Here is a 17003-nt window from a genome sequence, read left to right as displayed (position 1 = left end):
ACCTGCGAATCTCCGCCACCTGGCCCTGGCGACACGAACTCGCCGCCGCCTTCCACCGACTCGCGGCCCTGCCCCGCCCGGCCGGCTGACCGGCACGCCCCCGACCACCCACGACCCGAGGAACCCTGGAGAACCCGACCACCGCGCCGGGCCCTCACCATGCCCACCAACCAGCACCGCCCCCAACGACTCTGCCCGGCTACCCAGCAGCCGCAACTGAAACGGCGAGGCTAACGGAGGTTGGTGGACACGAACATCGACAACCCGGAACGCCAGGTGCGGCTGAGCTTCCTGAGCTGACCAGGGCGACCAAGGTCGTCCTGGGAGTGGAAAGCTCCTCGTCTCCTATGGGCACGAGGGTGTCTGGAACCTCGACGACCCGAACGACGAGAACCGCTTCACGATGGAAGCGTGGGGCGCGCGGATGGAGTTGCGTACCATTCAGCGGCGCAACCGCGACGCCACCCCCGCGGATCCGCTGGCAGTCGAAGGGGTGGTAGCGGGGCTCATGGGTTCGGGACGGCTCACGCGTTCCACAGCTCGGTGAGCAGCGCCCGCACGAGGGGGTTCGAGCTCGTGGGATGCGTGCAGAAGCGGTCCTTGAACGCCGGCATGATGTTCTTCGCCTCCGTGCTCATCGCCGGGGAGTCGTAACGCGCGTACTTGTAGACCCACATGACGTAGAGCGCCGCGCGAGCGTAGCCGCTGCCGGGTTCGAATGTCGCGTCCATGCCGTTGTTGATGCCGGGAACGCCCGTCCACGCGGTGCACGTGGTGTGGCCGGGGTCACCCGGCTCGTTGTGCCGGCTCTCGTGGTTGAACAGGTACAGCGAGTGGACGTACGGGGCGGCCACGGTAGGCGTCGCCGGGTTGTTCCACCACGTGGTGAACGTGCGGTTGAGGTTGATCACCCCGCCGCCGGCCTCGTTGAGCGCGGTGTCCAGCGAGACCCGGACCGTGTGCGTGTGCAGCCGCACCTGCTCGTAGGCGGTCGCGGCCGTCCCGTAGGGCAGCGGCTGGGAGAACCGCTGGTGGCGTAGCACGTCGAGCTTGGCGATGACGGCGGTGCGCGACGGGTTCGGGGAGGTCTGGTCGAAGGGAAAACCGGGATACGAGTCCCACCGCTGGGTCGGGTCGCCGGAGGTGCCGTCCACCCAGTAGAATGTGAAGTCTCCGAGCACGCGGCCGATCTCCGCCGGCGAGGGTGGCGCCTGGTACAGCGCCCCCAGGTCAGCGAACACACGTACGGTGACGCTCTGCGTGAGGCGCTCCTTCGAAGCGGTGATCACATGCGTACCGGGTGACAGGGTGACGGTCGGCGAGCCTGTGCCGAGCACGCCGTCGATGCTCGACTGCCAGGCGATGCCGTCGCTGTTCCAGGACGGCCCGGTCGCGTTGAGAATGTTCGCGTCGAGCGAGGTGGTCTCGCCGCTGACGAAGCGCTCTCCTTCGAGCGGGCTCTTGATGTTCATGGACCCGCCGAACCACGGGGACATGCTGATGCCGGCGTGGTCGAAGTGGTATCCGAGGCCCATTCGCTTCACGACGCTGCCGCTGAGCGCGAGCGTCCACAGGTAGGAGAAGCCGTCTTCCTCGTTCGCCACGAAGTAGAAGAGGTTCTCCGACGGCGAGTGGCACAGCCCGCCGAACACGCGCAACCCGGCGCCGAAGAGCTTGGTCACGGTGCTGCTCGTCTTGATGGAGTAGAACCAGGTGAAGTTGTCCTGCGTGATCAGCGCGTAGAAGGTGTCAGTCGCCTGCACGTAGGTCAGGCCGACGGCCACGCCGAGGGCGATCGTGAACAGTTCGCTGGCCTGGCCGCTCATGGTGATGCGGTAGAGCTTGACGGATCCGTCGAACTCGTTCGAGAGCGCGTAGAAGCAGTCGTCCGCGCCGTGGTAGGCGATCCCGCCGGTCATGTTCTGGCCGGTCGGGCCCAGGATCTCCAGCGCTCCGGCCGTGCTGATGCTGCAGAGGAGCGGGCCCTGGGGATTGGTCGGCGCCACGGTGTAGTAGAGCTGCGTCGCCGGTTTGTACGTCAGCCCCGCCAACTTTCGCGCCGGGGTGATGGGCTGGTTCTTCACCGTGCCCTGGATGTCGATGGTGGTCCAGGTGGGATCGGTACCCGGGTGCTGGGAGCCGATCGTGTACAGGTCGATCATGCGAACCGCCTCTTACCTAGAGGATCGCCGTGCCGGCGAAACTGCCGCGATGCGGACAATGCTGGCACGGGCGGCGGGACAGGCGTGCGAGGCGCGCACGTGTACCGGGATGGCGCGGGGCTGCGTGCGGGACACCCTCCCCGCCCGCGGCGCAACCCCGCGTCGAAGGTGTTGGTCAGCCCCAACGGGTAGTGCACCTCGCGGTGGCGCTCACCCTCGGCGCACGGCCGCTCGCCCGGATCTTGCGTTCAAGCCCTCCGCCAACCCGGTGCCTCTTGTCTGCCCCCAGGGCTTCGGCGTTGTCGTGTGGAGTCCGGTTCGGTCACCGGCAACCCGGACTCCGTCGCCTTGTTCTCCGCACCCTGCATGTGTGAAAGGTAGAGACCTCGCGCCGTACGGACCTGGAATGATCGACCCCCCCTGTGGCGCAAAGTGGCTACTGAACGGTGTCCGCCTCCCGGACCGTGCCCGCCCCCTGCGCTGGTGCGGCTGCGGGGGCAGCCGTGGGACGGATCCGGGAGGCGACGATCAGGGTGAGGGCGGCGACCACGCCCATGGCCAGGAAGACGTCGGAGTACGCGGGGCCGTGATGGCCGGAGAAGAGCGGGTTGATCGCGTGCGCGCTGCTCTGCTGTCGCGCGGAGACCAGTACGCCGAACACTGCGGGGCCGGTGCCGGCGCCGAGGAACTGCGCACCCTGGAGGATACCGAGACCGACTCCCGACTGTTCGTCGGTAAGTTGACCCGCGACGGCGCCGATGACGGTGGTCATCACGAGGATGAAGCCGATACTGAGCCCGAGGATCCCGATCCCGGCGGGGATGACCGAGGGGCCTCCGGTGAAGGTCGACAGGGACAGCGAGAACAGTCCCATCAGGGCGATCCCGGAGACCACCAGGGGGCGGGTGCCGACGCGGTCGGCGAAGCGGCCGATCAGTGGTGAGAGCAAGGCGACGGCGACCCCGGCCGGGATCATGACGAGGGCGCCCTGGCCCGGGGTGAGGCCGTTGACCTCGACGAGGACCAGCGGGACGAAGACCAGGCCCCCGAGGTTGACGATCATGGCGAGGAAGACGACGAGGACGCTGGTCCGGTAGACGCGGTTGCTGAACAGCACGGGCGGGACGAAGGGCTGCTCGACACGGCCGGTGCGCCACCCGAAGAACACCAGCGCGGCGGCCGCGACCAGGAGGCTGCCCCAGGCGATGGGCGCGTCGAAGCCGGAGACCTGCGCCCGGGTCATGCCGAACAGGGCCAGCCCAGCGCCGATGCCGAGGAGGATGCCGCCGGGCAGATCAAGCCGTCCCACGCCCGTGGGCCGCTCGTCGGGGAGGACGCGCCAGGCGGCAGGGAGGAGCAGCAGTGCGATCACGAACATAAGCCAGAACAGTGAGGGCCAGCCCAGCCATTGGCCGAGCCCGCCGCCGAGGGCGGGGCCGACGGCGGTGCCGATGCCCGCACCCGCGGAGACGACGCCGATCCCGACGCTGCGCCTCTCCGTGGGAAGGAGCTTGGTGACGGCGATGATCGAGAGCACAGGGATACCGGCCGCGCCGATGCCCGTCACGATCCGCCCGGCCACGAGTACGAGTAAGTTCGGCGAAATCGCGCAGATCAGGTTCCCGGCGGCGTAGGCCAGGAGTGCGAAGGCGAAGAGGCGGCGCAGGCTCACGCGGTCCGAGACGCGGCCGTAAAGGGGGATCCCGACCGAGAACATCAGTAGGAAGCCGGTGACGATCCAGGCCAGTTCCGCCTCGGAGGCTCCGAACTCGGCCTTGATGTTCGGGAGCATCAGATTGACCATGTCGCTGGCGGTGACCGTGGCGAGAATCGCCGGCATCAGCACCGCCAGCAGGGACGTTCCCGGGCTGGATCGTTCGATCGTCGTCGACGGGGGAGTCATTCGGCACGTCCTTCGGGTGGCTTACTGCCACCATCGTAGTTACATTTTAGGTAAAAGAATGGCGGAGGATCAGCCTCCGCCTTGTTTCAACTGCTGTGCGTGCTGGGTCAGTTCACGCTTCGTGCCCACCAGTCGGGATCTGTCCGACGAGGAAGGCGATCGTCGTCCGGTTGAGCCGCTCCTTCATGGCCTGCTCGGCCTCCCGGAATTCCACTTCGAGCAGGCGCTGCATATGGCGCCCTACCTCGCATGCGGCGCTTGGCGGGTGAGGGTGCCGAGAGAGGACCGGGCCCGTCTCGACGGCCGTGTAGGCGTCGTTGAGCGTGATCTCGCGGGCGGGGCGGGAGAGTGACCAGCCTCCGTTGCGCCCCTCGGTGGACGAGACGAGCCCCGCATCTCGCAAGCTGCCGAGGATCCGCCGTACGAGCACCGGATTGCTCGCCAAACTCTCTGCTATCTCGGCGGAGGTCAGCGAGTGACCGTGCCAGCGTCCCAGCATGGTGAGTGCGTGAATCGCGACCGCACTCCTGCTGCTCACGCTCACGGTGACTCCTTCCCTGTCGTCGCGGTTTCGATCGAACTGTAACGGAGTTGGTGGCAGTTTGAAAGGGTGGAGGGCGCCTCTCGGTGGTCGAAGAGGGGAAGCCCCCAGGTGAGGAACCTGTTTCCCCCTCGCCTTTACGCGCAGCGCACGCGTTCCGGCCGGTCCGTGTGCTCGTTGCCGACACGCGTCGGGGCGTCGCCCCGGCGATCACCGAAGGCAGGGTAAGTACCCATGGGCCGGGAGACGCGCGGCGAGGCATCGAACGAGGGTTCGCGTTCCCCGCGAACCTCCCGGGAGTGTCACGTCAGGGCTGTTTCGAAGTCGCCGTCGGCGTGTGAGCCCGCTGGTCACCGTGGCGTGAGGCCGGTCCGGGCCAGGCCGTCACGAACGCGACGAAGCTCCGGTGGTACGGGGTGACTGTCCCAAGTCGCCTCGTACCACCGGAGCTTCGTCGTGCCGCCTGTCTGTCACCGTCCGCCTGTCTGCCACCGTCTGCCTGATCAAGTCGCCGGTTCTGGCCGGCGTGGCGGGATCGCCGCTGGTGGAGCGGTTGCGGCGGCTACCGGATCCGCGTCGCTGCCCTCTCGGTGCCGGCCCCCGAGGGGCGGGTGGTGGCCGGTCAGCGGCCCGCGGGGAACCGCCCGCGCCGGGGAACCGAGGCCAGCAGGAGCCGGGTGTACGGATGTTCCGGGGCCTCCAGGACCCGTGCGGCGGGGCCCGTCTCCACGACGTGACCGGACTTGAGTACCAGGACCTCGTCGGCGATGTGCCGGACCACCGCCAGGTCGTGCGTGACGAACAGGTAGCCGATCCCCGACGCGTCGCGGATCCGACGGAGGAGCTCGAGTATCTGGGCCTGGATCGAGACGTCGAGCGCGGCGACGGCTTCGTCGAGGACGAGGACCCTGGGCTCCACGGCCAGGGCACGGGCGATCGCCACGCGCTGTCGCTGCCCGCCCGAGAGGTCGCGGGGGAGGGAGGCCGCCTCGCGTGTGCCGAGGCCGACCTGGTCCAAGAGCTGGGCGGCCCGGAACCCGCGGCCGGCCGCGTCGAGATCCGTGTGGAGGCGCAGCACCTCGTCCAGGCATCCGGAGACGGTCACCCGGGGATCGAGCGAGAGGTACGGATCCTGGAAGACCATCTGGATCTCCCGGGCCCTGGCCAGCCGTTCCGCCCGCCGCCGGGGCCGCGCGGAGCGGTCCCGGCCGTCCAAGCGGACGGTCCCGCCGTCCGGGTGCTCCAGGCCGACGAGCATCCTGACCGTGGTGGTCTTGCCGCTGCCGGACTCCCCGACGATCGCGAGGGAGGCCCCGGGTGCCAGGGAGAAGGACACGCCGTCGACCGCCGTGTGGTCCCCGTACCGCTTCCGCAGGCCCTCGACGACCAGGCCCTCGACGACCGGCCCCTCCTTCGCTGAGGCGGTCACGACATGATCCCTTCGTCGGCGCGGTGGCAGGCGGCGAGTCCGTCGCCGTGCCGGGTGAGTGCGGGCTTCTCCTCGGAGCAGCGCGGTACCGCGTGGGCGCAGCGCGCGGCGAAGGCGCAGCCCGGCGGCGCTTCGGCCAGGGAGACGGGGCGCCCGGGGATGGGGCGGGGCGGGGGCGCGCCCGCTTCGACGCTCGGCGTGCAGGCGAGCAGCCCCGCGGTGTACGGGTGCCGCGGCCGGTCGAACAGCTCGTCGGTACCGCGCGTCTCCACGATCCGGCCGGCGTACATCACGTACACCCGGTCACAGACGGTGGCGGCCAGTTCGAGGTCGTGGGTGACGAAGAGCAGGCCCGTGCCGCGCTCGGCCCGGAGCCGGGCGAGGAGTGCGACGATCTCCGCCTGGGTCGTGACGTCCAGGGCGGTGGTCGGCTCGTCGGCGACGATCAGCGCGGGTTCGGCCGCGAGGGCCGCGGCGATGACCACCCGCTGGAGCATGCCGCCGGAGAACTCGTGCGGACGGCGGCGGAGGGCGCCGCGCGGGTCGCGGATGCCGACCGCGTCGAGGAGATCCAGGGCCCGCGCGTCCGCCGCGGCGGCCGGGGTTCCCGACGCGCGCAGCCCTTCGGTGAGGAAGTCGCCGACGCGGCGCAGCGGGTTCACGGAGGCGCGCGGGTCCTGGAAGACCATCGCGACCTGCCGGGCCCGCAGCCCGGCCAGCTCCGGACGGCTCATGGTGAGCACGTCCCGGCCGGCGACCCGGACCTCGCCGCTGGTGCGTGCGCCCGCGGGCAGCAGCCCGAGGACGCTGCGGCACGCCACCGACTTCCCGGAGCCGGACTCGCCGACGAGTCCGACACTCTCCCCGGGGCGAACCCGCAGGCCGACACCGTCGAGGATCGGCCGCCCGGCCCGGTCGCCGGGCAGCCGGATCCCGAGCCCGTCGATCTCCAGGACCGGAGGACTGTCTCCGGCCAGGGCCGGAGGCGTGTCGCCGGCCGGGACCGGAGCCGCGTCGTTCTGTTCCCGCTGTTCCTTCACTCGTTTCACCGCTTCCGCCTCGCGATCCGGTCGGCGAGGCCCTCGCCGACGATGCCGAACGCCACCACGGTGAGCACGATGCACGCGGAAGGCGCGAGGGCGGGCAGCATCGCCCCCTGTTGGACGGCCGCCTGACCCTCGTTGATCATGGCGCCCCAGTCGGCTGTCGGCGGCTGCACGCCGAAGCCGAGGTAGGAGAGCGCCGCCAGGTCCATCAACGCGTAGCCGAAGTTCATGGAGGACTGGGCGAAGACGCCGGAGGCGATGTTGGGCAGCAGGTGGCGCAGGCAGACGTTCCAGCCGGACCAGCCCTGGACCCGGTAGGACTCGATGTACGGGCGGGTCTTCTCCTGGCGCGCGATGCCGCGCACCAGGCGTCCCACGTACGGCGTGTAGGCGACGGCCATGGCGATCACCGGCGCGGTCATTCCGGAGCCGACGACGGAGACGAGCAGGATCGCGAGCAGCAGGCCCGGGATCGCGAAGACCATGTCCATGGAGCGGGACAGGATCGCGTCCGCCCAGCCGCCTCGCCAGGCCGCGACCACGCCGAGCAGGGTGCCGAGCAGGGTGGAGACGCCGACGACGAGCAGCGGGCCGAGCAGTCCGGTGCGGGCCCCGTACATCAGCCGCGACAGGATGTCCCGCCCGGACTGGTCGGTGCCGAGGAGGTGTTCGCCGGTGGTCCCGGCCAGGCTTGCCGACAGGTCGAGGGACTCGGGGTCGTACGGCGCGAGGACCGGGGCGAGCACCGCGATCAGGAGGAGAGCGGCGAGCAGCGCGACCGAAGCGGTGAACAACGGCCCCTGGGAGAAGAGGCGCAGGGAGCCGAGCCCGGGCCTGCGGCGCAGGACGGCGGGCTCCGGAGGTGCGGTGGTGGTCATGAGGAGCCTTCCCCGTGGAGCGACAGCCGGGGGTCGATGAGGGGCGCGAGCAGGTCGACCGCGAGGTTGACGAGGACGAAGGCGCCCACGCTGAGCAGGGTGATCGCCTGGACCACGGCGAAGTCCTTGGCGGTGACCGACTGCACGAGCAGGGAGCCGAGGCCGGGTATGTCGAAGGCGGTCTCGACGATCGAGGTGCTGATGAGGAGTCCGGCGAGCGTGGTGCCGCCGACGGTGACGACCGGGCCGAGCGCGTTGCGCAGCACGTGACGGCGGACCACGGTCCGCCCCGCGACGCCTCGGGCCCGCGCCACCTCCACGTGCTCCCGGCCGAGTTCGTCGAGCATCGCCGAGCGGGTCACCCGGGCGAGCAGGCCCGCGAAGGTCAGCGCCAGGGCGACGGCCGGCAGGGTGAGGTGGTACAGCCGTTCGGAGAATCCGGTGGGTGTGCTGCCGGGGCCCGGGAACCAGCCCAGCTGGACGGAGAACAGCGACACGAGCGCGATGGCGGTCACGAAGGAGGGGGTCGCCGTGGCGACGCCGGTGCCGAGGAGGACCGTCCGGTCCAGCGGGCCGGGCCGCAAGGCGGCGAGGATCCCGGACCCCACGCCGACGACGGCGACGAGCAGCGCCGCGTATCCGACGAGCAGCGCCGTGCCGGGGAGCCGGGAGCCGATGAGCGCGGCGACGTCCTGATGGAACTGGGCGGAGACGCCGAAGTCGCCCTGGAGGACGCCGCCGAGCCACTTCGCGTACTGCACGGCCAGCGGGTCGTCCAGGTGGTACTGGGTGCGCAGGGCCGCCACGGCCTCGGGGGTCGCGGGGCGGCCGTGGAGCAGGAACGACACCGGGTCGCCAGGCGCCAGGTGGATGCTGCCGAAGACCACGAGGGAGGTCACGAACAGCACCGCCACCAGGCCGAGGAGCCGTCCGGCGAGGAAACGGGTCATTTCTTCGCGGCCCCGATCGTCGCGGCCCACGGGTAGTACAGCTGGGCGATCCCGGTCGGGGCGCCGGTGACGCGCTTGCCGAGGAAGACGGAGTGGGGCGCCTCGTACACGGGGATGATCGGGAGCTCGCGCAGCGCGATCTTCTGGAGCGCGGCGGTCAGTTCCGCGCGCTTGCCGGCATCGGGCTCGGCGTTGGCCCGGTCGAACTCGGCGTCGAACTCGGCGTCCGACCACTTGCCGTAGTTCCCGAAGTCGCCGGTGCGCAGGTACTGGTAGAACTCCAGCGGATCGGGCGTGTTGTCGTAGCCGCTGGTGATGACGAGGTCGATCCCCTTGCGTGCGCTCGGGTCGACGAAGATGCTGCTGTACGCCTCCGGGGCGACGGCCTTCAGTTCGACGTCGAGTCCGATCCGGCGTCCGGCGGCCTGGACGGCGTTGGCGACGACGCTGATCTCGGGGGCGAGCGTGCTGGTGGCCAGAGTGATCGGCCGGCCGGCCGCGCCGGCCTCCTGGACGAGCTTCTTCGCGGCCTCGATGTCGTACCCGGGCTCGGGCAGCGTGTCGTACAGCGCGGCGGTCTTCTCGGGGGCCAGCGCCCAGGCGCCGCGCGCGGCGGGGGCCTTGGCGGGGACGCCGACGCCGCCGGCCGCGGCCTTGACGATGTTCTTCCGGTCGAGGGCCAGGGAGAGCGCCTTGCGGACCCGGAGGTCGCCGAGCGGGCCCTGGAAGTCGAGGACCGCGAGGTTCGACGCGGCGGTGTTGGGGCCGAAGAGGAGCGTGCCCTTGCCGCCGGCGCGGAGCGTCGCGAACGAGGAGGAGGGCACCATGTACCCCCCGTCGGCCGTGCCGGACAGGAAGGCGTTGGAGCGGGCCGCCGCGTCCTCGATGAAGGTGAACTTCACCCGCTCCGACCTGGGCGAGAGCTTCGGGTCCCAGTAGGCGGCGTGCTTCCTGAGGGTGATCTCGGCGCCCTGGGACCAGGTGTCGAGGGCGTACGGGCCGGTGCAGTTGACCTTGCCCTTGGGGGTGCCGTAGTCCTTGCCGGCCTTGGCGAGGGTGGCCGCGCTCTCGATGGTGCCGGGGGAGGCGGCCATCAGCTCGTGGAGCAGGATGTCGGGCTTGGAGAGCCGGAGCGTGACCTCCAGCGGGCCGGTCTTCTCGATCGTGTCGACGTTCTTGAAGGTCGAGCCCCAGGGGGAGCCGGTCTTCGGGTCCCTCTGCCGTTCGAGGGAGGCGACCACGTCGTCGGCGGTCATCGTGGTGCCGTCGTGGAACTTCACCCCGGGGCGCAGGGTGTAGACGAGGGTGCGCGGGTCGGGGCGGTCGTACTTCACCGCGAGCCCGGGCTCGATCCTCAGGTCGGGTGTGACCCGCAGGAGTTGCTCGCAGACGTTGGCGAGCACGGTGTTCGGCGGGTAGTCGTACGCGAGGGCGTAGTCGAGCGTGTACGGCTCGGCATACAGGGACCAGGTGAAGGAGTCCAGCGGTCCCTGGGCGGGCGGCGACAGCGGAGTGACCGTGAAGCCGGTGCCGGCGGCGTTCGGCGTCGTCGCGCCGGAACAGGCGCCGGTGGTGGCCGCGAGCGCGGCGGTACAGGCGAGCAGCGCGATGATTCTGGACATGCGCATGGAGACCCACCCCTTTACGGGTGTAGTGACGGGCGCTGGGGGATGGAGCGAGTATTGATGCGGGAACGTTCCCGCACAACCCTCTGCGGGAACGGTTTTGCACAGGTCGGGAAGGTGGCAGCATCAGTTCCATGACCGACGCCACCCCGCACGGCGGGCAGCCCTCGCCGCCCCTCCCACGCGTCCGCCTCGTCGACGTGGCCCGTGAGGCGGGCCTCTCCAAGACGACCGTCTCGGCGGCACTGAACGGCACCGGAAGGCTCTCCCCCGCGGTACGGGAGAAGGCCCGCGAGACCGCGCGCAGAATGGGCTACCGGCCCAACGCCACCGCGCGGCGACTGCGCGCGGGACGGGCCAGGCTGATCGGTTACGTGGTCGGGGAGTTCGCCGACGTCCCCTGGACCTCCCTGGAGTCGCCGTACTTCGCCCGGCTGACCGCGGCCACCGCGGCGACCTCGCTGCGTCGCGGCTACGCCGTGGTGCTGCTGCCCGCCGGCTCCCTGCAGAGCGAATGGGCCGACCTGTCACTGGACGCGGTGATCGTCGCCGACCCCGTGGCCGACGACCCGGTCGTCGAGGACCTCCTCGCCGCCCGTATCCCCGTGCTCAGCGACCGCTCGGTGGAGGGGCGGTCCGGGGCGTACTGGGTGGACGTGGACGCCGGCGGCGCCGTGGGCGAGGCCCTGGACCACGTCCGCGCGCAGGGCGCCCGCCGACCCGTCCTCGTGGTGCCGGACAGCACCACCCGTTTCCACACCGAGGTGTGCGCCGCGCACCGCGCGTGGTGTGCGGCGCACGGTGCGCCGGAACGGGTCGTGCGCGCCGGATCACCGGGCAACGGCCCCGTGATCCGCGCCGTCGAGACCGCCCTCACGGGTGACCCGGCGGCCGACGGGGCACGGCCCGACGCCCTCCTCGTCGTGGCCGAGGCGAGTCCGCCCCTCGTCCTGGACGCGGTACGCCGGCTCGGCCTCGACGTCCCCGGCGACGTGCTCCTCGTCTGTGTGAGCGAGGACGTCACCGCCGAGCACACCGAGCCGCCCGTCAGCACCCTGAGCCTGCGGCCCGAGGCGATCGCGGAGGCGGGCGCCGAGATCCTGGTGGCGGTCCTGGAACACGGCGACCGGGAGCCGTCGGGGGTGCTCGTCCCGACCCGGCTCGACGTACGGGCGTCATCGGTCCGCCCCGCTCAGCCCGCGTACACGAGCCGGCCGCCGACATAGGTCCGCTCGACCCGGGCCTGCGCGATCTCCTCCGCGGGCGCTGTGAGGATGTCGCGGTCCAGGACGACCAGGTCGGCGAGGTTGCCGGCGCGCAGGCTGCCCGCGTCGTCGTGACCGTTCACATGGGCCGCCCCGGCGGTGTAGGCGGCCAGCGCGGTCGGCAGGTCGAGCCGCTGCTCCGGGTAGAAGACCCGGCCATGGCCGGCGTCGGGATCCCGGCGGTTCACGGCCACGTGGATCCCCGCGAGCGGATCGGGGCTGCTCACCGGCCAGTCGCTGCCCGCGACGAGGGTCGCGCCCGCGCGCACCAGGTCGCCGAACGGATACTGCCAGGCGGACCGCTCCGGGCCCAGGAACGGGATGGTCAGCTCGTCCATCTGCGGCTCGTGCGCCGCCCACAGGGGCTGGACGTTGGCCAGGGCGCCGAGCGCTGCGAAGCGGGGGAGGTCATCGGGGTGGACGACCTGGAGGTGGGCGAGGTGGTGGCGGTTGCCCCGGTGCCCGTTGGCCGCCACCGCCGCCTCGATCGCGTCGAGGGCCTCGCGTACGGCCCGGTCGCCGAGGGCGTGGAAGTGCACCTGGAAGCCGAGGGCGTCGAGCTCCGACACGTATCCGCGCAGCGCCCGCGGCTCGACGAAACTCAGCCCGCTGTTGGCGGTGGCGCAGCCGCAGCCGTCCAGATAGGGCGAGGTCATGGCGGCGGTGAAGTTCTCCGCCACACCATCCTGCATGATCTTCACCGAGGTCGCGCGGAACCGCCCGGCCCGCAACTTCTCGCGCCGGGCCACCAGTTCGGGGATCTGCTCGGCGCCTCGCGCCCGGTCCCACCAGAGTGCCCCGGTCACCCGGGCCGTGAGCGAGCCGTCGCGCGCCGCGCTCATGTACGCGTCCGAGGGATCGGGCCGGCCGTCGAGGTCACCGAGCATGGCGTCCTGCCAGCCCGTGATGCCGAGGGAGTGAAGCAGCCGCTGGGCCCGCAGCAGCCCGGCGAGGAGTTCCGCCGGCGTGCTCGCCGGCAGCAGCCGGCCGACCAGTGAGGCGGCGCCCTCCTGGAGCATGCCGCTGGGAGTGCCGTCCGGCTCCCGCTCGATCCGGCCGTCGGCGGGGTCGGGGGTGGCGGCGGTGACTCCGGCGAGTTCCAGCGCCCGGGTGTTGACCCAGGCGCCGTGGTGGTCCCGGTTGGACAGGAGGACCGGGCGGTCCGGGACGACGGAGTCGAGCAGCCGGCGGGTCGGCAGGCCGCCCTCGAAGCTCTCCATCGACCAGCCGCCACCGGTGATCCACTCACGGTCGGGATGCGCGTCGGCGTACGCGCGGATCAGGGCCAGGTACTCGTCCACGCCGACCGTCTCGGTCAGATCGCACTCGGCCAGTTCCACCCCGGCGAAGACCGGGTGCATGTGGGCGTCCTGGAAGCCGGGGAGCAGCAGCTTGCCCGTCAGATCGACCACCTCGGTGTCCGGCCCGACGAGTGCGCGCACCTCGTCGTGGCCGACGGCCGCGATCCGGTCGCCGATGACGGCGAGCGAGGTCGCCCGGGTGCGGGCCGCGTCCACCGTGAAGACGGGGCCGCGGGTGAAGACCAGATCGGCCTTGGCCATTCGAAAGCTCCAGAGCGTGAGGCGACGGGGATGGGCGCCATGGAAGCGGCAAGGCCGTTTACACGTCAATGGTGTTGTCGTAAGGTCCCGGCCATGTCCGAACGTGTCGTCCCCGAAGGTGAACGCCGGCGCCGCAGACCCACCAAGCAGGGCGCCGTCCTCTCGGAGCGGCTCATCGTCGAGACGGCGCTGCGGCTGGTCGCGCAGCACGGTGCCGAAGCGCTCTCCGTGCGGAGACTGGGCGCCGCGCTCGGCGCCGATCCGAGCGCGCTCTACCGCTACTTCCGCAACACCGACGCACTGCTCCTCGCCATGGCGGACGAGCTGATCGGCAGGGCGCAGGAGGGCTGGCGGGCGACCGGGGACTGGCGGGAGGACCTGCGCTCGATGGGCCTGCGGATCCACGCCTGCTACCTGTCCCACCCACAGGCGGCCGTCCTCGGCGCGTACCGCACGACGGGACGTCCGCACGAGACGCGGGCCGTCGAGCGGATTCTCGGCGTCCTCCGCTCGGCGGGCTTCCCGGAACCCTTCGCCGTCCGCGCCTACCACGCGTTCGTCGACCAGGCCCTGGCCTTCGCGGCCCAGGACGCCGCCGCGCTCGCTCTGCCGAAGGCCGCCCGAGAGGCGGACGAGGAGGTCTGGAACTCGGTCTACGGCAGGCTGTCGGCCGACACCCACCCGAACATCGCCGCGGTCTTCCCGCTGCTCGCCGCCGACATGCGCGCCAGCGGCTACCCGTTCGCCCTGGAACTGATGCTCGGCGCGATGGCGGCGTTCCGTCCGGCGGCGACCGAGGCCTGAGCCGTGGCCGCCCCGCGGCTGATCAGGCCGCGGCCTGTCATCGTCCGTCGCGGTGCCCCGCACACGGCTCGCGTCCGGCTACCCTTCGCCGTCCGGGAGCAGAGCCAGCTCCAGGGCGGCCAGGCGGGCCGGATCGGCGATCACGTCGTAGGCGGTGACCCGGTTCCGCGCGACGAACACGCGCAGGACGAGGACCAGCCGTCCGCCCGGGGCGATCAGGATGCCAGGGGCGCCGTCCACCAGGGCGACCGCGCCGAAGCGGGCCCGTCGGCCCCACACCGCGGTCTCCCGGGCGATGCTGAGCGCGCCGCGGGCGAGCAGGGCGCTGCCCGCGGGCAGCGGTGCGCGCCGCCTACTCCGACCTCGGCCGCCGGGTCGAACGCGAGGGCGTCCTCTCGCTCGACGAGGTCGCCGCCCTCGTCGAGAACCCGGACGAGGAACGCGAGTGGGCGCTCACCCGTTCGCTGATCGAGGAGCTGCGGGCCGCCGACACCGTGCTGCTCGGCGCCCCGATGTACAACTTCACCGTCTCGACCGGCCTGAAGGCATGGATCGACCGGATCACCTTCCCGGCGCCTACGTCGATGCCGGCACCGGCGAGAAGCTGCTGCGTGACACCCGCGTCGTGGTCGTCGCCGCACGGGGCGGCGGCTACGGGCCGGGCACTCCGCGCGAGCACTTCGACTTCCAGATCCCGTACCTGCGAGCCTACTTCGGCAACCTCGGGGTCGCGGAGGACAACCTGCGCATCATCGCCGCCGAGCTGACCCGCGTCGACGACATCCCCGCGTTGAACGGCCTCCAGCCGCTCGCGGCGGAGTCGCTGGCCCGGGCCGAGGCCGCGGTGGATGCCATTGCCGCAGCGGTGTGACGCCCTTCAGGCCGGGCGACGCCGCCTGCGCCGGCGCACAACGCGCCGGCGCGGACTCCGTACCGGTGCCGGACGGCGGCGGCGATTGCCTTCGCGGACTGGACTGACGGCGAAGCCGCCCCTGCCGGTCCGGCGCGGGGCGGCCGCGGTGGTTCGTGGACGCTCACGACCGCGCGTCCGCCTCGCGCAACGCCGTGGCCGCCGGGTTCGACGGGGTCGAGATCCACGGGGCCAACGGCTACCTGGCGCACCAGTTCCTGGCCGCCTCAGAGTCACCCCCGTCGACCAGGCCCCGCGAGGGTGTCGACGGGATGACATCCGGCTGAAGAAAGGGCGCGTCTTCCATCGAGTGCACTGACATCGAATCGAATGACGTTCAGGATGCGAGCCGATTGACCCTGAGCGACTCTGCTCAAAGGGTGCGATGCGGCGGTCGTTTGCGGGTCGTTCGTATTCCGGTCGTCGTTCTGGTGAAGACGGGTTGAATTCCCGTGAGGGCACACCCGTCCGATGTGCTCGATTCCCTGGCCAGCCTCCGAGACGGCCATCCGAATCCAGTGGTCACCCACGTCGGGCGATCAGGGTGAGACACTCGAATAGTGGCCTAGACCATCTGTGAGTGTCAAGGCCTCCACCTGGGACGTACCGCCGAACGGTCCGTGCCGGGAGGCGAGTTAGGGCTCCTCCTCGACGGCTCAAGTGACGGTTGACAGTGACGGTGTGCGCACGCCACGATGCGTCGCATTGCTCCACGAATTCGCTCAACCTTGCCAGTCGAGTCGAGGAGAGAGATGTCCCCTAGGACGAGCCGCACGCTTACCGCAAAGGAATTCGCGGACATCAAGCACACGGTCGCGATTCGCTCGCAATCCCGGGCGGGATTGCGCGCCGACCGCGCCTATGCGGCAGATGTGCCACGTGAGGTCAGCCTTCAGCTCACCTATAAGTGCAACCTTCGCTGTACGCACTGCTATCAGTGGAACGAGCAGGGATTCTTCCGGGACTGGGGAATCGACAAGCAGCGGCAAGAACTCGCCCCGGACCTGATCGAGAACATCCTGCAGGAAACCTCGGGAGTGCCCGGACGTCTGTACATCTGGGGCGGCGAGCCCTTGATGCACAGCCGCTTCGACGAGGTGGCACGCCTGATCGAACGCTATCCGCGCACCGTGACCATGTGCACCAACGGTCTGCTCTTCCAGCGCCACATGGACGATCTGCTGCGCATAGGCGAGCACCTCAATCTTCTCGTGAGCCTGGACGGGCTGGATTCCGACCACGACGAACTGCGCGGTCGCGGCACGTTCAAACGGACGATGAAGAACATGGAAGCGATGCTCGACCTGCAGCGAAAAGGCGAGTATCGCGGCCAGGTGTCGGTCGGATGCATGGTCTCCCACGTCACCGTGCATCGCATGTACGAGTTCATGGAGTGGGCGGAGGAAGTCGGCGTCAACACCGTCTACTTCCAGTTCCCCTGGTACATCAGCCCGCAGGTCGCCGGGGCGATGGACGAGGTCTACCGCGAGCACTTCGCCTGGCTGGAGCCCGAGACCGGTACGGCCCGGCCCACCTGGCACTCCTACACGTACCAACTGCCCGAGGAACTGCTGCCGGTGCTGCGCGAGTCCATGGCGCGACTGGCCGCGCGCACCTGGTCGCCGCGGATCCGCTACCAGCCGGAACTGGCCGAGGACGAGGTCGAGTCCTTCATCCCCGGCACCTCGCGGCCGGCCCAGCGGCGCACCCGCTGTCTCGCCGTCACCAACCGCATGGAGGTGCACGCGGACGGCAATGTGAGTTCGTGCAAGTTCTTCCCGGAGTTCGTCGTCGGGAATCTGTACGAGACGCCGACGCTGGAATTGTGGCAGAGCGAGCGGTTCCGCCGTGTCCGGACGATCCTGGCGGAGACAGGAATGATGCCGGTCTGCTCGAAGTGCATTCTTCTCTACATGAACGGGGTGTGA

14 protein-coding genes and 1 pseudogene are annotated in these 17003 nt (G+C 70.6%); 5 read left to right on the top strand and 10 right to left on the bottom strand.

Translation table 11 applies throughout. The features are described from left to right. Nucleotides 1–524 precede the first annotated feature (524 nt). From ABZ693_RS12340 to ABZ693_RS12305, 8 genes are all read right to left on the bottom strand, one after another. On the bottom strand, nucleotides 525–2162 hold the full coding sequence (locus ABZ693_RS12340) for a hypothetical protein (protein ID WP_359875792.1): 1638 nt from the start codon (nucleotides 2160–2162) through the stop codon (nucleotides 525–527). Nucleotides 2163–2598: 436 nt separating this feature from the next. After that, a complete protein-coding gene (locus ABZ693_RS12335; protein ID WP_359875791.1) occupies nucleotides 2599–4065 on the bottom strand; it encodes an MFS transporter in 1467 nt (488 codons plus the stop codon). 112 nt (nucleotides 4066–4177) lie between these two features. Then, nucleotides 4178–4609 (bottom strand): Rrf2 family transcriptional regulator, encoded by a 432-nt coding sequence (locus tag ABZ693_RS12330; protein ID WP_359875790.1) that lies wholly within the window; start codon nucleotides 4607–4609, stop codon nucleotides 4178–4180. Nucleotides 4610–5228: 619 nt separating this feature from the next. Further along, on the bottom strand, nucleotides 5229–6035 hold the full coding sequence (locus ABZ693_RS12325; protein ID WP_359875789.1) for an ABC transporter ATP-binding protein: 807 nt from the start codon (nucleotides 6033–6035) through the stop codon (nucleotides 5229–5231). Beyond that, entirely contained in the window at nucleotides 6032–7075 is a 1044-nt protein-coding gene (locus tag ABZ693_RS12320) for an ABC transporter ATP-binding protein (RefSeq protein ID WP_435842403.1), read from the bottom strand. Before ABZ693_RS12320 ends, ABZ693_RS12325 begins: the two co-directional genes overlap by 4 nt. Before the next feature lie 5 nt (nucleotides 7076–7080). Continuing rightward, nucleotides 7081–7959 (bottom strand): ABC transporter permease, encoded by an 879-nt coding sequence (locus ABZ693_RS12315; RefSeq protein WP_359875788.1) that lies wholly within the window; start codon nucleotides 7957–7959, stop codon nucleotides 7081–7083. Continuing rightward, nucleotides 7956–8909, bottom strand: coding sequence for an ABC transporter permease (locus ABZ693_RS12310; protein ID WP_359875787.1), 954 nt, complete (start codon nucleotides 8907–8909; stop codon nucleotides 7956–7958). The genes ABZ693_RS12315 and ABZ693_RS12310 overlap by 4 nt, the downstream gene beginning before the upstream one ends. Further along, on the bottom strand, nucleotides 8906–10537 hold the full coding sequence (locus tag ABZ693_RS12305) for an ABC transporter substrate-binding protein (RefSeq protein ID WP_359875786.1): 1632 nt from the start codon (nucleotides 10535–10537) through the stop codon (nucleotides 8906–8908). The genes ABZ693_RS12310 and ABZ693_RS12305 overlap by 4 nt, the downstream gene beginning before the upstream one ends. A 131-nt stretch (nucleotides 10538–10668) precedes the next feature. Here ABZ693_RS12305 and ABZ693_RS12300 point away from each other — a divergent pair, with 131 nt between their 5' ends. Further along, entirely contained in the window at nucleotides 10669–11760 is a 1092-nt protein-coding gene (locus ABZ693_RS12300) for a LacI family DNA-binding transcriptional regulator (protein WP_359875785.1), read from the top strand. On the opposite strand, the gene ABZ693_RS12295 is transcribed toward ABZ693_RS12300, so the two are convergent. Next, entirely contained in the window at nucleotides 11727–13361 is a 1635-nt protein-coding gene (locus ABZ693_RS12295) for an amidohydrolase (protein ID WP_359875784.1), read from the bottom strand. The two genes, ABZ693_RS12300 and ABZ693_RS12295, sit on opposite strands and share 34 nt — an antisense overlap. Nucleotides 13362–13454: 93 nt before the next feature. On the opposite strand from ABZ693_RS12295, the gene ABZ693_RS12290 reads away from it, so the two are divergent. After that, nucleotides 13455–14165 (top strand): TetR/AcrR family transcriptional regulator, encoded by a 711-nt coding sequence (locus ABZ693_RS12290; protein ID WP_359875783.1) that lies wholly within the window; start codon nucleotides 13455–13457, stop codon nucleotides 14163–14165. Between the two features lie 78 nt (nucleotides 14166–14243). Here ABZ693_RS12290 and ABZ693_RS12285 read toward each other — a convergent pair whose 3' ends face one another. Further along, nucleotides 14244–14444 (bottom strand): hypothetical protein, encoded by a 201-nt coding sequence (locus ABZ693_RS12285; protein ID WP_359875782.1) that lies wholly within the window; start codon nucleotides 14442–14444, stop codon nucleotides 14244–14246. 62 nt (nucleotides 14445–14506) lie between these two features. On the opposite strand from ABZ693_RS12285, the gene ABZ693_RS12280 reads away from it, so the two are divergent. From ABZ693_RS12280 to ABZ693_RS12270, 3 genes and pseudogenes are all read left to right on the top strand, one after another. Further along, a complete protein-coding gene (locus tag ABZ693_RS12280) occupies nucleotides 14507–14932 on the top strand; it encodes an NAD(P)H-dependent oxidoreductase (protein ID WP_359875781.1) in 426 nt (141 codons plus the stop codon). 271 nt (nucleotides 14933–15203) lie between these two features. Then, nucleotides 15204–15356: pseudogene (locus ABZ693_RS36160) on the top strand (oxidoreductase); the annotation flags it as partial. 591 nt (nucleotides 15357–15947) lie between these two features. Then, nucleotides 15948–17003 carry a radical SAM protein gene (locus ABZ693_RS12270; RefSeq protein WP_359875780.1) on the top strand — a complete coding sequence of 352 codons (1056 nt, stop codon included), beginning with the start codon at nucleotides 15948–15950 and terminating at the stop codon, nucleotides 17001–17003.

Origin of the sequence: Streptomyces laurentii (genome assembly GCF_040635425.1) — a bacterium.
GTDB classification, from domain to species: Bacteria; Actinomycetota; Actinomycetes; order Streptomycetales; family Streptomycetaceae; genus Streptomyces; species Streptomyces laurentii.
The sequence above is the reverse complement of the archived record's forward strand: the minus strand, read 5'-3'. Positions and strand labels throughout refer to the sequence as shown.